This window comes from Methylococcus geothermalis (assembly GCF_012769535.1).
In the GTDB taxonomy this organism is placed as follows: Bacteria; Pseudomonadota; Gammaproteobacteria; order Methylococcales; family Methylococcaceae; genus Methylococcus; species Methylococcus geothermalis.
This window is the reverse complement of record NZ_CP046565.1, coordinates 2,834,014-2,858,452: the sequence shown is the minus strand read 5'-3', so window position 1 is coordinate 2,858,452 and position 24,439 is coordinate 2,834,014. Positions and strand designations below refer to the sequence as shown.

Annotated in this window: 19 protein-coding genes and 1 pseudogene; 6 read left to right on the top strand and 14 right to left on the bottom strand. The window is 64.6% G+C overall.

Annotated features, from left to right (window positions below; translation table 11 throughout):
- Positions 1-166 precede the first annotated feature (166 nt).
- From GNH96_RS13255 to GNH96_RS13205, 11 genes are all read right to left on the bottom strand, one after another.
- Positions 167-703 carry a DUF2726 domain-containing protein gene (locus GNH96_RS13255; RefSeq protein ID WP_169604103.1) on the bottom strand — a complete coding sequence of 179 codons (537 nt, stop codon included), beginning with the start codon at positions 701-703 and terminating at the stop codon, positions 167-169.
- Positions 700-837, bottom strand: coding sequence for a hypothetical protein (locus tag GNH96_RS13250; protein WP_169604102.1), 138 nt, complete (start codon positions 835-837; stop codon positions 700-702). Before GNH96_RS13250 ends, GNH96_RS13255 begins: the two co-directional genes overlap by 4 nt.
- Positions 834-2,000, bottom strand: coding sequence for a Fic family protein (locus GNH96_RS13245; RefSeq protein WP_169604101.1), 1,167 nt, complete (start codon positions 1,998-2,000; stop codon positions 834-836). The genes GNH96_RS13250 and GNH96_RS13245 overlap by 4 nt, the downstream gene beginning before the upstream one ends.
- Before the next feature lie 456 nt (positions 2,001-2,456).
- The gene (locus GNH96_RS13240) at positions 2,457-5,426 is read right to left on the bottom strand and encodes a type III restriction-modification system endonuclease (RefSeq protein WP_169604100.1); all 2,970 of its coding nucleotides are present in this window, start codon (positions 5,424-5,426) and stop codon (positions 2,457-2,459) included.
- Complete coding sequence (locus GNH96_RS13235) at positions 5,423-6,034, bottom strand: DUF4276 family protein (RefSeq protein WP_223163427.1); 612 nt, start codon at positions 6,032-6,034, stop codon at positions 5,423-5,425. Before GNH96_RS13235 ends, GNH96_RS13240 begins: the two co-directional genes overlap by 4 nt.
- Positions 6,031-7,236: an AAA family ATPase gene (locus GNH96_RS13230; protein WP_169604099.1), complete on the bottom strand. Its 1,206-nt coding sequence runs from the start codon at positions 7,234-7,236 to the stop codon at positions 6,031-6,033. The genes GNH96_RS13235 and GNH96_RS13230 overlap by 4 nt, the downstream gene beginning before the upstream one ends.
- Positions 7,236-9,302, bottom strand: coding sequence for a site-specific DNA-methyltransferase (locus GNH96_RS13225; protein WP_169604098.1), 2,067 nt, complete (start codon positions 9,300-9,302; stop codon positions 7,236-7,238). The genes GNH96_RS13230 and GNH96_RS13225 overlap by 1 nt, the downstream gene beginning before the upstream one ends.
- Positions 9,299-9,748, bottom strand: coding sequence for a GxxExxY protein (locus GNH96_RS13220; RefSeq protein ID WP_188114778.1), 450 nt, complete (start codon positions 9,746-9,748; stop codon positions 9,299-9,301). Before GNH96_RS13220 ends, GNH96_RS13225 begins: the two co-directional genes overlap by 4 nt.
- Before the next feature lie 37 nt (positions 9,749-9,785).
- Positions 9,786-10,610, bottom strand: a complete 825-nt coding sequence (locus GNH96_RS13215) for a DUF4391 domain-containing protein (protein WP_169604097.1) — start codon at positions 10,608-10,610, stop codon at positions 9,786-9,788.
- Positions 10,607-13,810: a helicase-related protein gene (locus GNH96_RS13210; RefSeq protein WP_169604096.1), complete on the bottom strand. Its 3,204-nt coding sequence runs from the start codon at positions 13,808-13,810 to the stop codon at positions 10,607-10,609. Before GNH96_RS13210 ends, GNH96_RS13215 begins: the two co-directional genes overlap by 4 nt.
- Positions 13,785-14,180 carry a type I restriction-modification system subunit M N-terminal domain-containing protein gene (locus GNH96_RS13205; RefSeq protein WP_169604095.1) on the bottom strand — a complete coding sequence of 132 codons (396 nt, stop codon included), beginning with the start codon at positions 14,178-14,180 and terminating at the stop codon, positions 13,785-13,787. Before GNH96_RS13205 ends, GNH96_RS13210 begins: the two co-directional genes overlap by 26 nt.
- Before the next feature lie 187 nt (positions 14,181-14,367).
- Between GNH96_RS13205 and GNH96_RS13200 the strand changes: the two are divergent.
- A pseudogene (locus GNH96_RS13200) lies at positions 14,368-14,597 on the top strand (IS110 family transposase); the annotation flags it as partial.
- Positions 14,598-14,927: 330 nt separating this feature from the next.
- Here GNH96_RS13200 and GNH96_RS13195 read toward each other — a convergent pair.
- From GNH96_RS13195 to GNH96_RS13185, 3 genes are read right to left on the bottom strand one after another with little or no spacing between them, the layout of a single operon-like run.
- Complete coding sequence (locus tag GNH96_RS13195; protein WP_169604093.1) at positions 14,928-15,656, bottom strand: esterase family protein; 729 nt, start codon at positions 15,654-15,656, stop codon at positions 14,928-14,930.
- A complete protein-coding gene (locus GNH96_RS13190) occupies positions 15,653-16,606 on the bottom strand; it encodes an acetylxylan esterase (RefSeq protein ID WP_169604092.1) in 954 nt (317 codons plus the stop codon). Before GNH96_RS13190 ends, GNH96_RS13195 begins: the two co-directional genes overlap by 4 nt.
- A gap of 27 nt (positions 16,607-16,633) precedes the next feature.
- On the bottom strand, positions 16,634-20,587 hold the full coding sequence (locus tag GNH96_RS13185) for a non-ribosomal peptide synthetase (RefSeq protein WP_169604091.1): 3,954 nt from the start codon (positions 20,585-20,587) through the stop codon (positions 16,634-16,636).
- A gap of 251 nt (positions 20,588-20,838) precedes the next feature.
- On the opposite strand from GNH96_RS13185, the gene GNH96_RS13180 reads away from it, so the two are divergent.
- From GNH96_RS13180 to GNH96_RS13160, 5 genes are read left to right on the top strand one after another with little or no spacing between them, the layout of a single operon-like run.
- Positions 20,839-21,240, top strand: coding sequence for a hypothetical protein (locus tag GNH96_RS13180; RefSeq protein WP_169604090.1), 402 nt, complete (start codon positions 20,839-20,841; stop codon positions 21,238-21,240).
- On the top strand, positions 21,237-22,529 hold the full coding sequence (locus GNH96_RS13175; RefSeq protein ID WP_169604089.1) for a glutamate-5-semialdehyde dehydrogenase: 1,293 nt from the start codon (positions 21,237-21,239) through the stop codon (positions 22,527-22,529). Before GNH96_RS13180 ends, GNH96_RS13175 begins: the two co-directional genes overlap by 4 nt.
- 12 nt (positions 22,530-22,541) lie before the next feature.
- Complete coding sequence (gene nadD / locus GNH96_RS13170) at positions 22,542-23,174, top strand: nicotinate-nucleotide adenylyltransferase (RefSeq protein WP_169604088.1); 633 nt, start codon at positions 22,542-22,544, stop codon at positions 23,172-23,174.
- Positions 23,175-23,187: 13 nt separating this feature from the next.
- Positions 23,188-23,586: a group II truncated hemoglobin gene (locus tag GNH96_RS13165; protein ID WP_169604087.1), complete on the top strand. Its 399-nt coding sequence runs from the start codon at positions 23,188-23,190 to the stop codon at positions 23,584-23,586.
- Between the two features lie 6 nt (positions 23,587-23,592).
- Positions 23,593-24,432 (top strand): ATPase, encoded by an 840-nt coding sequence (locus GNH96_RS13160; RefSeq protein WP_169604086.1) that lies wholly within the window; start codon positions 23,593-23,595, stop codon positions 24,430-24,432.
- Positions 24,433-24,439: the final 7 nt, after the last annotated feature.

Sequence of the window (24,439 nt, the reverse complement as noted above, 5' to 3'; positions counted from 1 at the left end):
TGGACAGCCGGAGGCTGGTCCGAAGGGCGCAGCTCCAAGGATGGAGTCCGCAACAGCGACTGGCGCCTGTCGCGGACACGGGCGACCCACACCGGGATGTCCAACCAATGGCTGAAGGCCCGCGGCTACGCCTGAGATCGCCGTGTGCTCCCTTCCCGTGAACCGCTTAGGGAGCGGCCCCCGTGCCGGGTGGTGTGGGGACCGGGGGTTGGAAGCCCCTGGTTATCCGATTCGGCATGATGGTTGATCGGATAGCAGCTATATCCGGTATCGCCTTCGCCTGCCAGCGCACTATGCGAATACCCGCCGAAGAAAGGGCTTTATCCTTCTTTGCATCGGCGGCTTGGCGGTCTTCTTTTTGATGGGTTGCGTCGTCAAGTTCGATGACGGCGACAATGCTGGAATCTTTGTTGCACACCACGAAGTCGGCACTCATTCGGTTGATGCGATTGAGCCAGGCCTGATAGTTGTTGCCCTTCTTGACCCCGAGCAAGCGGGAAAGCTGAACTTGGGCGAGCACAATGTGCTCGGGCAGCGCCCGAGTAAGGCGAAAGTACAAAACCTGCTCAGGTTGAGAAAGCGGTTTCTTGGCGTAGAAAGGCCAAACTTCATCGGTGCCCCCACCTTGGGACTTGGCCTTGAGAACTGCCAGAACTGCTCCCACTGCGATGACAACGACCAACAGCAAAATCATCGTGCTCATTGTTTTAGTTTCCTACGGGCGTTGTCCTGATAGAGCAGCCGGCGGCACGGATCGGCGTGCACCGCCCCTGCCGCCTTCGACGTCGCTTCGAAGACGGCGGGCCATTCCTGTGCAAGGAAGGTGAACTGGGTCATTGGGATACCTCCAGTTCGGCAGCCAGCACCTCGACATAGCGGCGGTAGCTGAACACGCGATCACGCTGCCGGTTCGTGAGCTCGGCCACGATACCCAGGCGCGCGAGATGCGCCAGCGATTTGTTGACGGTGGCCGGCGTCAGCTCGGTGGCCTTGACCAGCGCGGCGGACGTGGCCAGCGGCTGGCGCTGTAACGCCTGGTGCACCGCCAGCGCCGAGGCGGCCGCCCGGCCCAGCCCGGCGATGCGCTCGCGATCCGCATCCACGAGTGACAACAGGGCATGCGCCGTCGCCACGGCCTGTGTGGCGCTGGTCTCGATGCCCTCGGCGAAAAAATCGAGCCAGCGCTCCCAGTCCCCGTTCAGGCGCACCGCGTTCAGCAACTCGTAGTAGAGCGCGCGATGCGTCTTGAAGAACAGGCTTGGGTAGAGCATGGGCGCACGCAGCACGCCGTCGGCCACCAACTGCAGCACGATCAGCAGCCGCCCCAGGCGTCCGTTGCCGTCCAGAAACGGGTGGATGGTCTCGAACTGCACATGGGCCAACGCCGCCTTGAGCAGCGGCGGCGTCGGCTCCGGCTCATCGTTAAGGAAACGCTCGAACGCGGCAAGACACTCCGGAACCGCCTCGGCCGGCGGCGGCACGAACACGGCGTTGCCGGGCCGCGTGCCACCGATCCACACCTGCGTGCGGCGCACCTCCCCGGGCGTCTTGCTCCGGCCGCCAGGGTGATCCATCAGCACCTCGTGCATCTCGCACAACAGGCGCGTGCATAGCGGCAGCCCGCCACGCAGCTTTTCCAGGCCACGCTCCAGTGCCGCCACGCAGCGACTGACTTCGCGTGCATCCTCCACCGGCACGCCCGGCTGCTCGTCGATCTCGTACAGCAACAGGTCCGCGAGGGACGACTGCGTGCCCTCGATCTGTGAAGACAGCACCGCCTCCTTGCGCACGAAGCCGTAGAGCAGCAGCGCCGCATTGGGCAGCAGGGCGCTGACCGCATCCAGCCGACCGAGCGCCACCAGCGCCGCATCGAAACGCCGCCGCAGGGCGCTGGACCAGACGATGGGCGGCTGCGGCGGCAGCGGCGCAGGCACAAAGGCCCGGAACGGCTCCCTCGCCGTAGTGACGGTCAGGTAGTGACCGGGCGCAGGTCGTTGCATGGGGCGAACCTAAAATAAGGGCGTGCGTTATTTTAGTTTGACAATGTATCGTAAAACTATGCCGGGCGCTGATTCAGAATGCTCCTTGTCATCGTGGCGCGGCGCTCCGCAATGGCGCGCTTGATTGCCCCGGCTGCCCTCGGTCGCCGTACGCGGGTGATGGTTACGATGCCAAGACAGCAAAAGCGCCAGCGCCCGCCGTGCGCGGATCGGCGTGCACCACGCCTTGCGCCTTCGCGGCAGCCTTGAAGACGGCGGGTCATTCATGCACGAGGAAGGAGAAATGGCTCATGCCGCGCGCAACTCCTCGCCCAGGTCCGGTAGCGCCACGGCGGGGACTTCGTCCAGGGCGGAGGCGACGGTCGGCAGGAGGCGGCGGGGAATCATCCTTGCAGTTGTGGAGTGTCGCTCCGTAATTGCAAGGTAGTTTGGCCTAGCCTCAGGGGCAGCGCGCAGTCATTGCAGAAGGTCGTCAACCTGACGGGCTACGACGAATCGCGCCGGCGCTACTCCCATTTCCAATGCTTTGAAGTGCGCCTTCCCGCACTCGATCTTGGCCCACTCCTTATCCCGCAAATCGTCGGCGAACAAGCCGCTCTTCGTCTCCACCACAAAATACAGCCTCTCGGCGCCATCCTTCTCTACCAGCACCGCCCAGTCCGGGTTGTAGCTGCCGAGCGGCGTCGGCACGGTAAACCAGCCCGGGAGCTTCGCGTACACCTTGATGGCGCCGTTCTTTTCGAGCTGGTCGCCAAAGGTTCGCTCGGTGTCCGAGTCGTAGACGATCTGCTCGTAGACGGCTTTGTTGGCGTCGAGCAGGTTCCTGAGGTAGCCGGTCAGCTCTTCTTGTTCGAACAGCTCCTGCGCGTAGTAGTGCTCGTCGCCCAGGCGCTGGTACTTGATGCCGTCCACCACCGCCAGCCGCTTGCAGCGGTTGATCGCTTCGGCGGTCAGCTCGATGAAGGCCTGCGGGTTGCGCTTGAAGTCGTCGAGCCGCCGGCTGCCGCTCAGGATGCGCTGGATGCTGCGGCGCGTGAGCTGGGTGCGGTCCTGCAGTTCCGTGAGCAGGTCGGGCAGTTCAATGTCGGCTTCGTCAAGCACCACGGTCGCGGCGCCTTCCCGCTCGGTCGCCTCCACACCCGCCTTGCCGATGGCGATGTCGGCCTTGCGCCATTGCAGGCGCGTCTTCGGGATCGCGGGCGCCTCCTGCACGGCGCGGATACAGCTCTCGATCAGCTTCTCGTTGTCGAACTGCACCCGATACGTGGTCTTGTGCTTGATGCGGTCCCACAGCGCCTTGAACTCGGGGCTGTGCAGCACCGCCTGGCGGGTGCGCACCTGGCGGCGCTCATCGGCGTTCTTGATCTCCAGCCGCCCGGCGAGCTTCTTGAGCACGGCGGTGATCTGGTCGCGTTGCGCGGCGAAGGGCTCGGGCACTGCCAGCGTGCCGTCCTTCAGAGCCTGCTTGAGCGAATCCTGCACCTTGCCCTTGGCGTCGATGTGACCCGCGGCCTTGAGGTGTTCCCACAGGGCCTTGGACTGCTCCACGCCAAGCGGCGCCGTGCTGCCGTCGGGCTGGGCGACCGTGACGCCGGCGAACTGGTGTGGCTCGACGACACCGAAGCGGATGCCGGTGTCCTGCTCAATTTCCTTCTGCAGGTTCTCGGCGAACTGCTCGTAGCTCTCCATCGCCACCACGGTGAGCGTGTTCACCTCGAAGCCGCGGACGCGATCGCCCTGCTGGTTGACGCACAGGCGCAGGCCCCGGCCAATCGTCTGGCGCCGCTCGCGTTCGGTCTGGATGTCGCGCAGGGTGCAGATCTGGAAGACGTTGGGGTTATCCCAGCCTTCCTTGAGTGCAGAGTGGGAGAAGATGAACTTGAGCGGCGTGTCGAAGCTGAGCAGATTCTCCTTGTCCTTCATGATCAGGTTGTAGGCACGCTCGGCGTTCTCGCGATTGCTCGCGTTGTTCTCGGCGGTGTCGGTCCAGCCGCCCTTCTTGTCGATGGAGAAGTAGCCGTTGTGCACCTCCTCGGCGGCGCGAGTGAGGTCCACTTCCTGGAAGAGAGTGCGGTAGTCGGGCAGGTTCGCCGCACGGCGGTACTCCTCCTCGAAGATGCGCGCGTAGTCTCCCTTCACCGGGTTGCCGTCGGCGTCGTACGACCGGTACTTCGCCACCTCGTCAATGAAGAAGAGCGACAGCACCTTGATGCCCTGCGGCCGCAGTCGCTTCTCTTTTTCGAGATGCTCGCGGATGGTACGGCGGATCATTTCGCGCTGCACGGCCAGCGCGTCTACATCGCCCCAAGCCTGCCCCGGCTTCAGGTACTGCTCGCCCCCCGGCACGCGCAGCTCCAGGTACTCGTCGCCCCTGGCCACGCGGATCTCGCCGATGCGGCAGTTGGCGTAAATCGCCCGGCCGGTGGTCTGCTCCAGGTTGTCGCCGTCCTGCACGGTGACTTCCTGCCGCCGCACCTTGCCGCCCGCGGTCTGTATGTCCAGCTCGACCCGCGCGCTGATCGTGCCCTTCTTGTTGCTCACCGAGATCAGGCGCACGTAGGGCTTGTTGTGTGCGTCCTCGACCGTGGCCGAGGCCACCTCGATCTGCTTCACCAGCCGCTTCTCATAGGCATCCACCGCGTCCAGCCGGTAGACCATGTGGTGCTTGTCCACGTGGGTGGCCGAGTAGCGCAGCGTGCACAGCGGGTTCATCGCATCGAGCGCGGCCTTGCCTTGGCCCTGGAGGCCGCCGTCCACGCTCTGCGGCTCATCCACGATGACGATGGGGCGGGTGGCCTTGATCAAGTCGATGGGCTTTTCGCCTCCGGTCTTCTCGCTGTCCTTGTAGAGGTTGTTGACGTCCTTCTTGTTGATGGCCCCGACGGTGACCACCATGATCTGGATGCTGGCGCTGGTGGCGAAGTTGCGCACCTGGCCGAGCTTGGCCGAGTCGTACAGGAAGTAGTCGAAGGGTACACCTGCATACAGGCTCTTGAAGTGCTCCTCGGTGATCTGCAGCGACTTGTACACACCCTCCTTGATCGCCACCGACGGCACCACGATGACGAACTTGGTGAAGCCGTAGCGCTTGTTCAGCTCGAAGATCGTGCGCAGGTAGACGTAGGTCTTGCCGGTGCCCGTCTCCATTTCCACGGTGAAGTCGCCCGAGGCGAGCGTGCCCGAGGGCGGCAGGCCATGGCGGAGCTGGATGTCGGTGAGGTTCTTCAGCAGCTCGTCGTCGAGCAGGGTCAGACGGTTGCCGACGCCCAGGTCGCTCTCGGCAAACGCCAGACTCGCCTGCGGGCTTGCGGTGTCGCGCGTGACGGTGAACTCGGTGCGGCAGATTTCCTGCCCGCGGAACAGGTCGCACACCGCCTCGATGGCCTCGAGCTGGTAGTCGAGGTTGGGCTCAAAATGCAGTTTCATAGGCAGGCCACCACGCCTTGCAGAAAGCACTGAAAACTGCGTGAGCGATTGCGGCGAGGGTCCATGTGTTTGGCAATATTGCGGGCCGCGGCGATCTTGGGAAAACTGTTACGGTAGATACCGTTTTGTTTGAGGAAATGGTGAAGCCGCTCCCAGGTGCCGCCATTGTCGGGATTGTTGAATGAGTTCGGAAAGCGAATACCACGTAACGATGTAAAAGCGCATTGCAATGCCGTGGTATCGCCTATAAACCACGCCTCCAATTCCTCGATGGCGATGCGATTGACCACCTGGAAAGCAGCACCACCCGTTCCTGCAGCCGTTTTTGTCTGCAATCCGGCGTTGCGAGCCATGTCTTCAAGTTGCCGTTTCAGGTCATGACAGTTGTCATTGTCCCGATCGATCAAGACAATGACCTTGATCTCCTCGCCTCCATCCATCCGCCTTTTGTAGCCGCGGAGCCGGTCAGGGAGCTCTTTCATGAGCCGCCCCTTGCTCCGCATGTTGATCACCTTCCACCCGGTGCGATTCCCGATGATCTTCGGCAGCAGGTGCCGCAAGGCCTCTTCCATGGATGGCTCCTCCACGAGCACTTCCAGTCGGCTCATGCCCCTTCCTCCCCAGCCAGGGGGTCGCCCACTTCGAAATGCCCCTCCATCCACAGATCCCCCAGGGATGCCCCCGCCTCAAGAAATTCCCTGATGCCGGGCATATCCGCGACCCGCTTCGCCCGGGTGTAACCATCGGCGCCTCGATAGAGAACACGCACCTGTTCAGGACGCAGCCGATCAATAAAGAAGGGGGAGTGGGTGGTCACGATGAGCTGGGTGCGCGCCGAAGCCATGTCGCACTCTTCCGCCAGTTCCGGCAGAAGCCGGGGGTGGAGATAGTTTTCCGGCTCTTCGATGCCGATGAGCTGCGGTGGTTCCGGATCGTAGAGCAGGATCAGGTAGGCCAGCATCTTCAGTGTTCCGTCCGAGGCGAAGCGCGCCAGCACCGGGGAAGAAAAGGGTGCATCCTTGACCTGCAGCAGCAGGCGGCCGTCGTCCAGCGGGCGTGAGGTCACCTCCTCGACGCGGGGGACACGGCGTTTCAAGGTCTGGAAAATCTTGTCCAAGCGTTCCGGATGTTCCTCGCCCAGGTATTGAATGACGTTGGCGAGGTTGTCGCCCGTCTGGGACAACCGTTCTTCCGCCCCTGCCTCCGGGTTGCCCCGTGCCGCGTCGGCGGAAAGGTACGAAAGATGCCAGCCGGTGATAAAGGCGCGCAGGGCGATTACTCGCGGGTTCTCCGCGAGCTGCCCCAGAGTGTTCACCGCCAGCACATCCGGTCCGGAAAGAGGCTTTTCAATACGGTTGTCCTGCGATTCCGGCTGTTCCCCGGTAATGACCTGGCCTTTGCCTTCGCAATAATCGAGAAAGTAAAAAGGGGCCCCCGGGTGGGTCCGCTTCCAGCGTAAAGACTCACGTTTGACCACCGGTCCCCGATCTTTTTCGTCGATTTCCAGGTGATAGGTGATCAGCGGCGTGCCCGGCTTTTCCCGGTATTGCAGCTCGATGACGATGGGGCCGTCCGAATCACGACTTCGGAGCTCACGGAAGCGTCCCCGCCGGTCCCACGCCTTGCGCAGCCCTTCACCGAAACACTCGGACAGAAAGGCGAACACGTCGAAGACCGTGGACTTGCCGCTACCGTTGGGGCCGAGCAAGACGGTCAGCGGCGTGATGGAATCCAAGCGCACGTCTCGCAGGGCGCGGTAATTCCGCACATGCAGAGCCTCTACACGCGGGGGTTCAAAGAATTGACTCATCACAAACTTCTCACGTTGGCGATGCCGTGTTGCTCGAGGATGGCTGCGAGGTTGGTCTTGGCCACGTCGTCGGCAAAGGCGCTGTCGCGGAAGACGCAGGTGGTGTCACCGGCCGGGGCGAGTTCCTGGTGCCAGGCGACGATGCCTTGGGCCAGCGGCTCGACGTCCTCGCGAGTGATCCGCGTGGCGAGGCAGGCCAGCAGCACGCCGCCGCCGATGCTGTAGACGGTGAAGGGGTCACGCGGAGGCGGGGAGGCGCGGAGTGAAGTCATCGCGGACTTGTCCCTTTCCTCCGTGTTCTCCGCGGCTCCGCGTGCGATGCTTTTCGTTTCGATCGGCACGCACAGATCGAGGCCGAGCTTGAGCAGCAGCTCGTAGAGGATGTCCTGCTCGGTGCGGCCGTCCTTGATGTGCTCCACGTGGTCGAGCAGCGTCTGGTCCAGGTCGGCGCGGTCCGGCTCCCAAGCGCGGATGTTGCTGGAGTCGAGCTTGAAGACGCGGAAGCCGAGGTCGGGCTCACGCGGAGGCGCGGAGGCGCGGAGAGGGTCAGAAAACAACCCGCCTTCGCTCTTCTCCGCGTTCTCCGCGGCTCCGCGTGCGATCTCTTCCCGGATCTTCTTCGCGGCCCGGCGGAGGCGTTCTTTGGTCAGCTCGGCGATGGTGCGGGGCTTGCCGAGCTTGTCGCAAAACTCAGCGGCGACCTTCTGGTCCTTGTTCTCCGGGTCGAGCGGTTCGGGAAGCTGGACGAGGATGAATCGTCGGGGGCGTCCGTCGAGTGCGCTCCGCAACCACGTTGCGTGACCTGTAGTACCTGATCCTGCGAAGAAGTCCATAACTATGGATTCTGAATGTGCGGAAGATCCGTACTGAATGAGCCTGCTAATCAGGGAAGTCGGCTTTGGGTAATCGAATACCCTTTTTTTGCCCATGAGACTCGCACACTCTTCTGTCCCGTCCTTAGTCGTCCCAGCGTCGGTCAGCATTGAGCTGGGGGTTCTGGTTTCTCCAGCTGCCAATCGCTCCTTCAGATACAGCTTCTTCTTGGGCGCAGAATCGTCGGTCTTGCCGAATTTAATGCGCCCGTCGTCCAACAGCCGTTGGTATTCGTCTGGGTTAATTGCCCAGCTACGCCCTGTTGGGGGCCAGTAGTCCACCCCGGTCTTGGGGTTTCTAATTGGGTACATGGTATTACCGCCCGGCTTGTTCGCATCAAGGGGAACCAGCTTCCAGGGACCTCTTACGTCGTTGTCCGGGTTCTCATACTCCGACTCGTTTAATGGTTCACCATGGTACTCCAAAGCCTCACGCCGTTTCGCATAAATCAACGTGTGGTTGTGGTTCAACGATACTTCCTGATCGTCCGAAATGGAGGTTCGCGATTGCCAAACCAGATTCGAGACAAAGTTCTCTTCACCGAAAACCTCATCCAAGATTGCTCTAAGCCGAGAGACCTCCTTCTCATCGATTGACACGAACATCACGCCGTCACTTCGCAGAAGCCCCCTGGCCAACTTCAGCCGCGGATACATCATGTTCAGCCAGTCCGCGTGAAACCGCCCGCTGGCCTCGGTGTTGCTGCTGATCTTCCGCCCGCCTTCGACCTGCCCGGTCAGCTCCAGGTAGTTTTTGATGTTGTCCTTGAAGTCGTCGGGATAGACGAAGTCCTTGCCCGTGTTGTACGGCGGATCGATGTAGATGAGCTTCACTTTCCCGGCGTAGCTCTTCTGCAGGAGCTTGAGCACCTCCAGGTTGTCGCCCTCGATCATGAGGTTCTGCGTGGTGTCCCAGTCCACGCTGTCCTCCGGGCAGGGGCGCAGCGTGCCGGTGGAGGGCGTGAGCGCGAGCTGCCGGGCGCGGCGCTTGCCGTGCCAGTTGAGGCCGTACTTCTCGTCGGCGTCGGTGACGGTCTTGTCGCCCACCAGCGCCTTGAGCACGTCCACGTTCACGGCGGCGCCGTCCGGCCCCTCGGTCACAAGTTCAGGGAACAGCGCCTTGAGCCGGGCGATGTTTTCGGCGACGAGGTCGGGGCTCTTGGTCTCGGGGTCGTTGGCGGTCAGCTTCTTCATTTTGGTCCTCCAGAATTTTGGTTCACGCGGAGGCGCGGAGACGCGGAGTGAGACGGGGAATAGTGGTTGACTACGCGCTGCAGGCCTTCCTTGAGCGTGGGCGCACCGAAATTGATCAAGAGTCCGACGGGGAGCTGCATCAGGCGCAAGTAGGTGAGAAGCTGTTTGGGATGAACTGGGGCCAGCTTCTCCACGGATTTCAGTTCCACAATGACGCGATCCTCCACCAGCAGATCGAGCCGCAGGCCCTCTTCGAAGACCATGCCGTCGTATTCGAACCGGACGATCTTCTGGCGTTCGACTCTCAATCCGCGGCGTTCGAGCTCGCGTGCCAGGACTGCCTCGTACACCGACTCCAACAGTCCCGGCCCAAGCCCGGTGTGCAGCGCATAGGCGGCATCGACGATGGCGCCCGTGATGTCGTCTATCTCTTTTATCTCTTTCATCCAGTCTTCTCCGCGTTCTCCGCGCCTCCGCGTGAGTTCATAGCTTTTCCCTCGCCGTCGCGCGGGCGGCCTCGGCGCGCTTGAGTTCCAGGTTCAGTTCCACCTGCCGCGGCACCTGCCGCTCCTTCGCTGCGGCCTTGCGCAAGCGGGTGATCTCAGCGTCCAACCGGGCGCACTCGCGCAGCGCCTCGCGTCGGGCGGCCGCCTGATCGGCCGACGTGACCATCGCAAAACGACCGGTCACCTCGGCGGCCTTGAGCGCCAGCAGGGTGTCGATCCAACCCTGATAGAGCTGGTAGAGGTCGGCGCGCGGCTGGCGAGCCAGCGAGAGCGCCTGGCGAAACGACGACGGCAACCCGTCGGTCTCTGCCTCCGTGACTGCGACGGCTATCGGTTCGCCATCGAGCACGGTGGCACCCACCTGCCCCTGCGACCAGCGCGTGTGGGCGGCCGAAATGGAAACAAGTTCATGCGGAGGCGCGGAGACGCGGAGAGGTTTATCCGGCTGGTGTCCCGCGTCCTCTGCGACTCTGTGTGCCATTTGAGTGATCAAAAGCGTTGGGTACGGCACGGCGCGATGGATCAGCTCGGCGAGACGCGCCGCCTTGGCGCCCCCACGCAGCGTCGCGCTCAACACGTTGATCTCCAGGTACTCGCGCACCTCGTCACGGAACGACGGCACGCCGATGGTGGAGGGCTTGAGCGTCGCCACCCACTGCACCGCCTCAATGCCCTCATGGATGCGCCGCTTGTCTGCGGCCGTCGGCGCGCCGTGTTCTACCAGCAGCGCCTTGGGTACGCGGCGGTCCACCCGCGCGCCGGGTGGCAGGTCGAGCGCGGCGATGACCTCGGCGGCGTTCAAGCGGACACCTCCGGCAGGATCACCAAGAAGGCCACGACCTCAAAGTCGTTGATCCCCGCGAACTCACCGGCCAGCGCGTGTGTGCCGCCCGGTGTGAACAGGCTGGCGACGGCGCGTTCCTCCGTCTTGCCGACCACCGACGCCACCGCGGCGGCGAGCAGGCGCTGCGCGTGGCGCATGTCCTCGCCCTCCTTTGTGGCCTTGTCGAACCGGGCGCAGGCCGCGGCGTCGGGCAGGTTGCGACCGACACACAGGCGCTTGAGGCGGTCGAGGATATGCTTGGCCTGCGTGAACGGAAGCAGCACGGCGCCGTCGTCGCCCACGTGCACGAGGTAGTGCGGCGCCAGCGGGTAGCCCGGCTCGAACGCCCGCGTGGCGGCCGCATCCTCGGTTCGCAGGCAGAAGACGATCCCCGGCGGAATCTCGGCGTCCTCAGTGGTGGTGATGGCCATGGTGCCCAGCGGCAGCCCTTCGAGCACGCCGGGGTGGGCGCGCAGGTACTCGGCCAGGTCGATGCGGAAGTCCGTGAGCGTGAGGTCGGCGATGGAGACGCCGGTGGACAGGTCCTCAAGGTCGATGACTGCGTCCTGCAGCTTGAGCAACTGCTTGCGGCGATACTCGAGGTCGTTCATCGGGTTGCCGGACTGCTGCTCGATCAGGTTCTCCTCGCCGGTGGCGGAGATGTCGAGCAGCACCATGCGGCCGCTCACCCGCTGCTCCAGGTTGATGTACTCCTCCAGCTCCATGTTGGGCCAGAAGTTGACGAGCTGGATGCGCTGGTTCGGCGAGCCCAGGCGGTCGATGCGGCCGAAACGCTGGATGATGCGCACCGGGTTCCAGTGGATGTCGTAGTTGATGAGCCAGTCACAGTCCTGCAGGTTCTGGCCCTCGGAGATGCAGTCGGTGGCGATGAGCAGGTCAAGTTCACCTTCGCCGGCAAGGTCCTCGGGGCGCTCCTTGGAGCGCGGCGCGAAGGCCGTGAGGATCGACGCCAGGTCCTTGCGCAGCCCCGGAAGCGTGGTCTGGTTGCTACCCGCGCCGGTGACCAGCGCCGAGTCGAGCCCAAGCGTCGTCTTGGCCCAGGGCGCGAGCTGCTCGTAGAGGTAGCGGGCGGTATCGGCAAAAGCGGTGAAGACAATCACCTTGCGGTTGCCCGGGTTGATCGGCTGCCGACACTTGTCTTCGATCACCTTGCGCAGCTCGGCCAGTTTGGCGTCGCGCTCCGGTGTGATCTCGCGTGCGGCGGCGAGCATGTTGGCCAGGCGGTTGCGGTCCTCGATCAGGTCCTGCTTCCAGCGCACGAGGTCCACATCCTTGAGCAGCACCTTGACCTTGCGGCCCACGACCAGACTCTCGAAGGCGGGGTCGTCAAGGTCGAGGTCGGCGATCGACATGTCGATCTCTTCCAGGTCCTCGGCCTGCGCCTCGATGCGTGCCAGCGTCGCCTCCACGTCGCGGAGCTGGCGCTGTACGGTGAGCGCGAAGGACGGCACGGCGCTTTCCATCCGCTTGAGCACGTTGACGCGCAGCAGGTGGATCAGGCTCTCCTCGCGGTCCACCTGCCGGAAGAAGCCGGTGCCGCCCTTCACCTGCGTGCTGTACTTGCGGTCGTAGGCCTCCTGCTTGTGCGGCAGCACGTAGCGCAGGGGGGCGTACGAGGCGAGGTGCAGGCGGCGGATTTCGAGGTTGATCTGGGCGATGGCCGGAAACGCGCCGGCGAGGTCCACATCCGCCTTGATGTTGATGGGCTTGAGCCGCTCCGGAAAGCGGCCGGTCTCGGTGGTGCCGTAGTACTTCTCGATGTGGCGGCGTGAGCGCGCGATCGTGAGCAGGTCGAGCAACGTGAAGTAGTCGAAGCCCAGCATCTCGATCAACCGCGAGGGCGTGCGCTCGGACTCGTCAAGTTCCAGCCAGCGGTTGAACTGCTTCTGCGCCTGCCGCGTGGTGGCGTCGATGCTGCCGATGCCGTGATCGCTGAGCGCGGTGTCGTCGCCCTCGGTGGCGAAGGCGATCTGGTTGCGCAGGTCGGCCAGGCGGTTGTTGACTGGCGTGGCAGAAAGCATCAGCACGCGCGTCTTGACCCCCTCGCGGATGATCTTGCGCATCAGCCGGTCGTAGCGTGTCTCCCCGCCCGCCTGCGGCGTCTTCTTGTTGCGGAAGTTGTGCGACTCGTCGATGACGACAAGGTCGTAGTTGCCCCAGTTCACGTGGGCGAGGTCGATGTCGCCGGAGAGGCCGCGGTCGCGCGACAGGTCGGTGTGGTTCAGGACGTCGTAGTTGAAGCGGTCGGACGCCAGGACATTGCGGCGGTCGTTGGCCTTGTAGAGCGTCCAGTTGTCGCGCAGGCGCTTTGGGCAGAGCACCAGCACCCGGTCGTTGCGCAGCTCGTGGTACTTGATGATGGCCAGCGCCTCGAATGTCTTACCGAGGCCGACGCTGTCGGCGATGATGCAGCCGCCGAAGCGGTTGAGCTTGTCGATGGCGCCGACTACGCCATCGCGCTGGAACTTGTAGAGCTTTTTCCAAACGACGGTGTTGCGAATGCCGGTCGCCGACTTGACGATCCGCTCTTCGTCGAGCTCGTCGCTGCGGCTGGCGAACAGATTGTGCAGGATAAGTGCGTAGGCGAGGTGCGGATCTCGGTGGCGGGCGATCTGATTGAGCGCGTCGAGGACCGCGGTCTTCGCCCCGGGGTCGTTCGGCAGGCTCGCCCACTGCCCATCGAACCACTGGCTCAACAGCAGGGCTTCTTCCGGGGTCTCGGAGGCCTGGATCAGGCTGAGTGGGTTACCCGGGGTCAGGCCGAGGCCGTCGGTGGTGAGCGCGAACGAACCGAGGAGTGCCTGTACCGGCTGGGCACCCGCATCGCGGATCACGAGCGCACCCTGCGGTACGCCGCCACGTGCGAACCGGATATCCGCCTTCTCGACAATCCAGTCGCGCATGCCACCTGCGAGCCAGCGCGACTGCAGCTGGTTCCGTGCCGAGCGGTCCGTGGCCGAGCCGAGGAGCGGCGTCATCGATGGGTCGGCGGGCAGCACAAATCGGCATCGTTCGGCGCGGCGGAGACCGCGCAGCAACTGAGCCCAGGCGAAGATGGAGAGTCCCGGCGTCACCGCGTCGAGCTGGCGGCCATCGAGGACCGCCGGCTGGATGAGATCCGCGACGCGGTCGCTACCGGTGTTGCGGACGAGCTTCATCTAACCCCGACCCTGGCCCCGCCTCGTTGAACAGCGCTGCTATATACGGCGCATAGCAAAACCGCCTGTTGCGCGCAAACCCGATGATTTCGCCGTAAATCTCGGCCGGGGCGAAGTGCTTGAAGCGCGACCAGCGATAGTCCTCGAAGGGGCGGCCTTTGGCGTCCCTGCCTTCGGGAAAGATGCGCCGTGCCATCGGCTGCCTGAGGCGGTTGGCCTTGTTTTCTTCCAGGGTGTGCAGGTCGTCCAGGCGGCGGATGAAGAGCAGGTAGGTGATCTGTTCCATCACCTCCAGGGGGTTTGAAATGCCGCCGGACCAGAAGGCGTCCCAGATGCGGTCGATCTGGTTTTTGATGGGGCCGGTGATCATTCGGGGGATCTTACTCCGTGTCTGGAATCGGGCGCCGGTGTTTCCTCGTGCCGGCTCAGTGGGCGCACTGCGAAGGTCACTCTGGGGTGCCTAACGGACGAAATGGACTCTCCCGCCCGTCACGCCATCACATGTGCCTCATGGAAGGCTGCAAGACCGATCAATCGAACGAGGAGTAGAGTCTACCGTGAATATTACTACCGCAGGAATTGACTTGGCCAAGAACGTGTTCAGGGTCCATGGCGTTGACGTGCATGACAAGGTGGTGCTGAAGAAAACGGTCTCGCGCGGCAAACTGCTGGAATGCCTTGCCAAGCTGCCGCCGTGTGTCGTTGGCATGGATGCCGTACCGGTGCCCACACCTCACGGGCTTTGCGCGAACTCGGACATGACGCCCGCATCATTGCCCCTTCGTTTTGCTGGTTGCGCTAGTTGGTTGCCAGGCGTGGCTATAACGCGCGGCGGTGGCCCTGGTCGCTGAGGACGCCCGTATCATCCGGGCCTTACTGACAAAGGGGGAGGATTACCGGTCGCTACCCCTGGCACAGGCGGCTGCCGCATGCGGTTTATCATCCCCCGTCGCGCGATGGGCAGATCTGGCAACCCTACCATGACGCTTCCGCCGGAACTTCGTGGGTCGAGCTTGGGGACTGGGGCGGGCGTTTTTACGAAACCGGAGGCTACCTCAGCCGGTCCGCTCGATGCCAGAAGCGGGCAGACCGGACATCGGTTGGGAACATTCGCGGTTCAGACGTACAGCGGCGCCATCTTCCGCCAGGCGTGACCCTGGTGGGCGCGTCCGTCCCAGGTATGGAAGGCGTGGGGGATGCCTTTGGACCACAGAATCCGGCTCAGGTCGCGGTTGTTGCCGAGAAAGGGATCGTCGCCGCCCACCACCAGCACGATGTCCATGCGCCGCAGCGATTCGAGCCGCCAATGGCAATCCAGGTTGGGGAGAAAATGGGAGGGGGTGTGGTAGTAGATGGTGTCGTCGTAATAGCCATCGAACAGGTCGCGGAAGTGTTCCACGCCAAGCGTCAGATCGTAGCGGCCGGAGAATGCGGCGACCTTGCGGAACAGGTGGGGGTGGCGGAAGGCGATGTTGACGGCGTGGAACGCGCCCAGGCTGCAGCCGTGCGCAATGGTGCAGGGATGCGGGTTCTTGGCGGCCATCAAAGGGAACACCTCATTGAGGACGTATTCCTCGAACTGGACGTGGCGCCGGATGCGCTCGGCCGGGTGCCGCCAGAAGCAATAGAGGGCTTCGTGGTCGATGCTGTCCAGGCAGAACAGCTGCAGGTGTCCGGCCTCGATCTTGTGCCGCAGGCTTTCCACCAGCCGGAGGTCTTCGTACTCGTGGAAGCGGCCGTCACGGGTCGGGAAGACCAGGACTTTCGCGCCGGCATGGCCGAACACCAGCAGTTCCATGTCACGGCCCAGACGTTCGGTGTACCAGCGGTGATATTCCCGGTTCATAGCGGTTCGAAAAAAGCCGCGATGGCGGCGGACAGCGATCGATCCTGTTCCGGTTTGCGCGGATAGTCGAAATGCCCCGCGTCCAGCACGAACAGCTCTTTGGGCCCGGCGAGCGCGTTGAAGATGGCGAACTGCCCGGGCGGCGCGACCGCCGGATCGAACAGGGCGGCGGCGACGTGCACCGGGATGCCGACGAAACGCGCTGCCACGGCGGCATCGTAATAGGCCAAGGTTGCCATCACGTTACCGTGGGCGGCTTGATAGCGCCTGATCGCTTCCCCGCTGCCGATGGTCGGCAGGGTCAGCCGCAGCGGCTGGTGGCCGAAGGTCGGGACGTTGAGATGGGCCCTGCGGATGCGCGGCTCCCACGGCAGGCTCAGGGCGCCGATGCCGCCGCCGAAGCTGATGCCGAGGTAGCCCACGCGGCCTTCGACCTCGGGAAACAGTTCGAGCAGGGCACTGACGGCCAGCCAGAGGTCTTCCACGCAGCCGCCGAGAACGTAGCGGTCGCGGTCCTCGATGCCGCACAGCACATGCCGGTCCGGCGTGTCGGGAATGCCGGAACGGCGGCTGCGGGAGAGGCCGCGGAAGCAAGGAAACAGGATGGCGGCGTCGTCGAAGGGGAGGTCGAGATCGGGGCCGCCGCGCCCACCGTAGCCGTGGCCGACGACGAAGCCCCGGTTGATCCGGCCGTGCGCCGGGATCAGCGCCCAGCCGCCGATGGTGATCGCGCCGGTCGAGCGGTAGGCGAGGTCGAATGCCTGGAAGCGCGGATGGTTCCAGCCGCAGCGGCGGAGTTCCGGCCGGGGCGCAACGTTCCTGGCGTCGTCGTACCGCGCCGACCAGAAAGCGGCGAAGTCCTCCGGCGGGTCGGGTGGTTCCACCCGGAGCAACGAGTCGAGGGAAAACCCGTAGGTCGGATCGAACGGGTAGGCATGGCTGTACGGCATGGTTTCCGCCAAGGCCGGGATGCGGGGTCAGCGCCCGCTGCTCCGCCGGGCGCGCGCCCGGCGCCTCAGTTCGTCGGCCAGCGTGCGGACGTGCGGTTCGCCGAGCAGGGTGTAATGGTTCCCCGCCACCTCCACGACGTCGATGTTCTCCGCCAGTCCGTTCCAGCCGAGCAGCGGATCGTCCAGGGCGGAGGCAGCTTGCTGGCGGGCGCGGAACAGCGTGAGGGTGCCGGGATAGAAACCGGGCGTGTAACGGTAGGCGGCCTTGACGTTCGCGGCTTTCATTCGCTCCAGTGGGCGGATGTCGGCCCGGCCGGGCGCCAGGCGCGCGTTGAGGCACTGTTTCGCCCACTGCATCTTGTCGCGCAGGAACCGCAGCTTGTCCGGGGTGTCGAGTTTCAGGAAATGGACGGCGAGGCGGAGCAGCTTAGTGGCGAAACCGGGGGCGTCCGCCGCGCGGTTCCAGTTGTCGAAATTCGCCACCAGCGCGACCTCGTCTCCCAGGGCGTGGAACTGGCGAGCCATTTCGAAGGCGATGATGCCCCCCATGGAGTGGCCGCCGATCCAATATGGCCCTTGTGGCTGAATGGTCTTGATTTCCGAGATGTAGAGCCGGGCCAGACATTCGATGTCGGCGCCGACCATGTCGTCCTCGTCATCGTCGATGCCGGGCGACTGGATGCCGTAGACGTCGAAGTCGGCTTTCAGCCATTCAGCCAGGGCGTGATACCAGTGCACGCTGCCGCCCACGCCATGGACCAGGAATAGCGCAGGTCCCTGGGCGGCCTCCAGGCTCAAGGGAACGATGTGGGTGTTCGGAGCCTCCGTCTTGCCTCTGCCGTCGATCAGTGCCGCCAGTTGTTCGACCGTGGCGGCCCTCGCCAGGGCGGCGAACGAGAGCCGTTGGCCGCAAACGAGCTCGATGCGCGTGAGCAGTTGGAATGCCCGCAGGGAATCGCCGCCCAGGGCGAAGAAGTTGTCCCGGACGCCGATCGAGCGCGCCGGGAAAAGTTCCTCGAAGATCGCGGCGAGTTGCCTCTCGGTGCCGTTGCGGGGAGGGGCGGCCCCGGCGGCGCCGGCCGTGGCGGAGGGGGTGGCCGGATCGGGCAGGGCCTTGCGGTCCAGCTTGCCGCCCGGCGTGAGCGGGAATGCCTTCATGGCTACGATTACCCGGGGGATTTCGTGTTCCGGCAGGGTGTCCCGCAGGAAGGTTTCCAGGTCCTTGGCGTCGAACCGGCCGTCCGGTGCCGGAACGACGTAGCCGGCGAGATAGTTTCCGCTCGGCGTTTCGATGGCCTTCACCGCGGCCTGGGCCACGCCGTCATGGCGCTCGATCGCCGCTTCGATTTCGCCCGGTTCGACGCGGAAGCCGCTGATCTTGACCTGGTCGTCATTGCGTCCCATGAAAGACAGCTGGCCGTCGGCGCCGTAACGCACCAGGTCGCCTGTGCGGTACATCCGGGCCTCGGGCTCGCCGGCGAACGGATCGGGGACAAAGGCCGCCGCGGTGAATTCGGGACGCCGCCAATAGCCTTTCGCCACCCCGGCGCCGCCGATGTACAGCTCGCCCGGCACGCCGATGGGCACCGGTTTCAGGTGGCGGTCGAGCACGTACAGGCGGACGTTGTCGATGGGCCTGCCGATCGGCGGATCGGTGGCCGGCGGGCCGGCAGGGGAGGGCTGTGGCGGCTGGTAGACGGTCGCGGTGACCGTCGTTTCGGTCGGCCCGTAGGTATTGAGCCAAGAAACGCGGGATGCGCCGGGCAGCCGGTTCCAAGCCTCCAGCATGGCGCGGGAGGCCTTTTCTCCGCCGACCACGGTCAGTCGCAGGCTGGCGGGAAGACCAGCGCCGCTGGTGCCGAGTCCCCGCACGAGTTCGTTCCAGAACGCGGTGGGGATGTCGAACACGGTGATCCGTTCACGGGCGGCCCAGTCCAGGAACTCGTGGACCGAATGGCCCTGGGTCTCGTCGCGGAACACGACCGTGCCGCCGGCGTGCCAGGTCGGGTAAATTTCCTCCACGCAGATGTCGAAACTGAGGGAGGCGTACTGCAGGACGCGGTCGTGGGGCCCCAGCCGGTAGCGGCGCCGCATTGCCGAGCACAAGTTGACGACGCCGCGGTGCGGGACCATCACGCCTTTCGGCAGGCCCGTGGAACCGGAGGTATACATCAGATAGGCGACATCGTCCGGCGTCGCGCGGCAGGGGGGTGCTTCATCCGAGCCGGCGGGGTCTGTTTCCCAGCCGGTGTCCAGCTTCAGCGGTTCGACGCCGGAATGGCGAAGGGCATCGGCTAGCGCGGTCCGGGTCAGTACGATCCGCGCGCCCGAGTCCTCGAGCATGTAGGCGAGCCGGTCTTCGGGATAGGCGGGGTCCAGCGGCAGGTAGGCGCCGCCGGCCTTCAGCACGCCGAGGAGGCCGACCGCGAGTTCGCAACTGCGGTCGAGCAGCAGGGCGACCACGGAACCGGGCCCCGTGCCTTTGCCCACTAAAAGGGCCGCCAACCGGTTCGAGCGCCGTTCCAGTTCTCCGTAGCTGAGGCATTGATTCCCGCTTTGGACCGCGATGGCGTCCGGCGTGTGGCGCGCCTTTGCGGAGAAGAGTTCACCCAGCGTGACCTCGGGGTAGCTGGTGCCGGTGTCGTTCCATTCCACCAGCAGGCGGCGCAGTTCGTCGTCCGGGAGAGTGCGCAGCTCGCCGAGTTGGCCGTCGGCGTGGGCGGCCAGGCTCTCGAGGATCGTCAGGAGCTGTTGCAGCATGCGCTCGACGGCGTCGTCCTCGAACAGGCGGCGGTCGTATTCGATCTTGAGCAGCAGGCCGTCGGCGAGGTAACCCGCCAGGATGAGGTGGTCGGTCTGTTCCTTCAGTTCGAAGCGGCGCTTGTCCCAGTCGCCGCCGCGCGATTTCACCACGTGGTAGTTCTCGAAGACCACGATGGTGGTGAACAACGGCAGACCGGCGGGCAGGCCGCTCCAGGCGTGGATGCGGGCCATCGGCGTGTGCTCGTGCTCGCGCACGCTCAGGTGCTGGCGCCGAAGCTCGCGGATGAATTCGGCGACGGACTTGGCGGGGTCGGTCTTCAGGCGCACCGGCGTGGTGTTGATGATCGGGCCGACGATGGCCTCGCCCTCCGGCACGGACTTCCGGCAGGAACGCGTGGCGCCGAACACCACGTCATCGAGCCCGCTGTGGCGTGCGATCAGCAGGCCCCAGGCGGCCTGGACCAGGGTGTTGAGCGTGACGTCCCGTTTCTTCGCGAGTTCCTGGAGCGCATCATAAAGGGCCACAGGCGCCCAGGCTTGAACCAGTCCGCCGGTGTGGGCGGGCGGCAAGGGCCGCGGCTCGGGCAGGGCGGTCAGGATGCGGTTGGGTTCTTCGAAATCCGCCAGCAGACCGCGCCAGTAGTCTTCGCTCGCCGCGAAATCGAGGGACTCCAGCGAGCCGATGTAGTTGCGGTAAGGCGTCGGCGGAGGCAGCTCCGGCTCGTGGCCGTCGCGCAACGCCTGGTAGACCCGGAACAGCTCTTCCATGACGATGAGCCGTGCCCGTCCGTCCAACAGGGCGTGGTGGTAAGTCCAGACCGCCCAGTGTTCGTCTTCGGCGATGCGAATCAGACTCAGGCGGTGGAGAGGTGCCTCGGCCATGTCGAAGCCCCGCAACCTGTCGTCGGCGAGGAAGGCGTCGAACCGGCTCTCCTGTTCCGCCCGAGTCAGCCCGCGCCAGTCGAGGTCGGCCCAGGGCATCGTGACGGCCGGTTCCACCCGTTGCAGCGGCGCCTCCAGGTTTTGCCAGACGAAGGCCGTCCGCAGGATGTCATGCCTGGCGATGAGGCGGGTCCAGGCGTTGCGGTAAGCGTCTTCGTCGAGATTTTCGCTGGTTCGCAAAACCAGTTGCTGGATGTAGGTACCTTCCCGCTGATCGTACAGGGTCGCCGACAGCATGTGTCCCTGCATCGGCGACAGCGCGTAGCAATCCGTCACATTCTCCTCCTTTACGCCCTTGCTGTAGGGCTGCAGGTCCTGCCCAGATTAGTTCCAAAATGTGTAAATCATTGGACTTTATAGGCTATTGCTGGGTCCGGCGAAAGCCGGTGCCGCTCCGTTCCGCAAAAGGTGTGGTTTCGCTGTATCATTTCCGCTTTGAGGCCTCGTAGACCCGAGTTGCGAGTGCCATCCGGCCCGATGGCGGCGAGTGGCCGACTCGGCATTATTATCATCAAACGGTTGATTCCATGAAGGGGACATTCTTATCGGTTCTGCTGCTTGCGCTGCTGACCGCATGCGCCGGCAAGGAACAGGGCGATTTACGCGAAGCACTGGTCGCCAAGCTCCAGGAGGACAGCGATCTCAAGGACTACAAGCTCGATCCGGGTGAAATCGCGGACTGCGTGGTCCACGATCTGACGGACGATTTGCCGGGCTTCCCGGGCGACCCGCGGCGCAAGCAATATCTGACGGCTTACGCCAAGTTCTATTCGGTGAAGGGCTCGGGCGATTTCGAGCAAGTCGCAGAGGAGTACAAGGACCTGTTCGGATCGGTCAAGGCCGCGAACCAGGCGGCGCTGCGCATGACCGACTACATCATGACCTGCATGGGCCAGGCGATCGAGCGCAGCGGGCCGAAGGAACGATGACGGCAGCGAGCGCAGCCCGTCCGGCCGAAGCGGTGGCCGTGGCGGCGTATGTGGACGGCCTGGCCCGGCGCGCCCGTGAAGTCGGCCGGGTACTGGGCCGGGCCGAGACGGCGGCGAAGAACCGGGCGCTGTTGGCGATCGCCGATGCGCTCGAGAATTCGGCGGCCCGGCTGATCGAGGAGAACCGCAAGGACCTCGATGCGGGGGCGGCCAAGGGGCTGGAGCGGGCCCAGCTCGAGCGCTTGGGTGTCGATGCCAAACGCGTGGCCGCCATGGCCGCGGGCCTCCGGGAGATCGCGGCACTGCCCGATCCGGTCGGCGAAATCAGTGGTCTGACCTACCGGCCGTCCGGCATCCAGGTCGGACGGATGCGGGTGCCGCTCGGCGTCATCGGCATCATCTACGAATCCCGCCCCAACGTGACTGCCGACGCGGCGGCGCTGTGCCTGAAATCCGGCAACGCCTGCATCCTGCGCGGCGGCTCGGAGGCGATCCACTCCAACAAGGCCATCGCGGCCTGCATCCGGCTGGGGCTGGAAGCCGGCGGCCTGCCGGCCGATGCGGTCCAGCTCATCGAGACCACCGAGCGGGCGGCGGTCGGCGCGCTGCTGGCGGCGGACAAATACGTCGACATCATCGTGCCGCGCGGCGGGCGTTCGCTGATCGAGCGGATCATGGCGGAGTCGCGGATTCCGGTCATCAAGCACCTGGACGGCATCTGCCATGTCTACATCGACGACGGCGCGGACCGCGACAAGGCCCTGAACATCGCCCTCAACGCCAAGACCCAGCGCTATGGCGTCTGCAACGCCATGGAAACCCTGCTGGTCGCCGCGGGCGTCGCGCCGGCGATCCTGCCGGAGCTGGCCGCGCTCTACCGGGACAAGGGTGTCGAACTGCGGGGCTGCCCGCAAACCCGCCGGATCGTGCCGGATTGCGGTCCGGCTTCGGAGGCGGACTGGGACACGGAATACCTGGCGCCGATCCTGGCGATTCGCGTGGTGGCGGGGCTGGACGAGGCGATCGAGCATATTCACCGGCATGGCTCGGGCCACACGGATGCCATCGTCACCGAGGACTACAGCCGCGCCCGCCGCTTCCTGCGCGAGGTCGATTCGGCTTCGGTCATGGTGAACGCCTCGACTCGTTTCGCCGACGGTTTCGAGTACGGCCTGGGGGCGGAGATCGGCATCAGCACCGACAAGCTGCATGCGCGAGGGCCCGTCGGCCTGGAAGGGCTCACCACCCAGAAGTTCATCGTCCTCGGCGATGGCCAGGTCAGAACTTGAGATGACGCGCGGATGATCGGCATCTACGGCGGCACTTTCGATCCGGTCCATTACGGACACCTGCGGGCCGCGCTGGAGGTCAAGGAGGCGGTCGGCATGCGGGAGCTGCGCTTCCTGCCCTGCCGTCAGCCGCCCCATCGTCCGCCGCCGGTGGCCGATGCCGGGACCCGCCTGCGCATGCTGGAAATCGCGCTGGCCGATGCCGATCCGGGCTTTACCCTCGATACGCGGGAGCTCGAACGGAGCGGCCCGTCGTACATGGTCGATACCCTGGGCTCGATTCGCAAGGAAGTCGGCGACGAGCCGCTCTGCCTCATCCTCGGGCTGGACGCATTCCTCGCGCTGCCGGCCTGGCACCGCTGGCGCCGGCTGTTCGGGCAGGCGCACATCGTGGTGCTGCAGCGGCCGGATTACGACGTCGACTACGTGGAAGACCTGGAGCGCTGCGTCGAGGAGCGGCAGGTCGCGGACCCATCGCAGCTCACGACTCAGCCGGATGGCATGATCTACTTCCTGGAAGTGACCCAGCTCGCCATCGCCTCCACCTCGATCCGCCGCATGCTGCGGGAAGGGCGCAGCGCCAAGTATCTCGTGCCGGACGCGGTGCTCGAACTGATCCGCCGGGAATCGCTATACGCCAAGTGAGACCGTTTCAGCCATGCAGGAACCCCTGACACAGACACCCTACCAGCGCCTCGGCGGCGAAGAAGTGCTGCGTGAACTGGTCGAACGCTTCTACGGCTACATGGATACGCTGCCGGAAGCGGCCCCGATCCGGGCGATGCACGCCGATGACTTGTCCGGCGCCAAATCCAAGCTGTTCAAGTTCCTCTCCGGCTGGCTGGGTGGACCGGATCTGTTCATGCAGGAGTTCGGCCATCCTCGCCTGCGGGCGCGGCATTTCCCGTTTTCGATCGGTGTGCCCGAGCGCGACCAGTGGCTCTTGTGCATGCGCAAGGCGCTCGACGACATCCCGATGGACGGCCCGTTCCGCGAGGCTCTGTACGAGGCGCTGGCGCGCACCGCCCATCACATGATCAACCGCGAAGACCGATAGCACCCCATGCGTTTGACCCCCCAAGAATTCCTGGACTGGGACCGCAAGAAGATCACCCTGCTCGGCATGTCCGGTACCGGCAAGACTACACTGGCCAACAGGCTGCCGAAGCGGACCTGGTTCCATTATTCCGGCGACTACCGGATCGGCACCCGCTATCTGGACGAGCCGATCCTGGACAACATCAAGCGCCAGGCCATGGACGTGCCGTTCCTGCGCGATCTGCTGATGTCGGATTCGATCTACATCTGCAGCAACATTACCGTGGACAACCTCGCCCCGATCTCGTCCTTCCTCGGCAAACTGGGCGATCCCGACCGGGGCGGCCTGCCGCTGAAGGAATTCAAGCGGCGCCAGGCGCTGCACCGTCAGGCCGAGATCGCGGCGATGCGCGATGTGCCGGAATTCATCGACAAGGTGCGCGAGATTTACGGCTACCAGCATTTCATCAACGATGCCGGCGGCAGCGTGTGCGAGCTGGACGATCCGGAAACCCTGGAGGTGCTGGCGGAAAACACGCTGATCCTGTACATCCGCACCAGCCCCGAGCTGGAGCAGATGCTGGTCGAGCGCGCCGCCCGCGACCCCAAGCCGTTGTATTACCGCGAGGCTTTCCTGGACGAACACCTGCCGGTTTTCCTGAAGGAAAAGGGCTATCCCACGGTCGAGGCCATGCCGCCCGACGAATTCGTGAGCTGGGTGTTTCCGTACCTGTTCAAATCGCGGCTGCCGCGCTATCAGGCCATCGCCGACCGCTACGGCTATACGGTGGACGTCGCGGACGTGGCCAAGGTGCGCGACGAGAGCGATTTCGTCCGGCTCGTGGCCTCGGTCCTGGGCGGCTGAGAGGGAT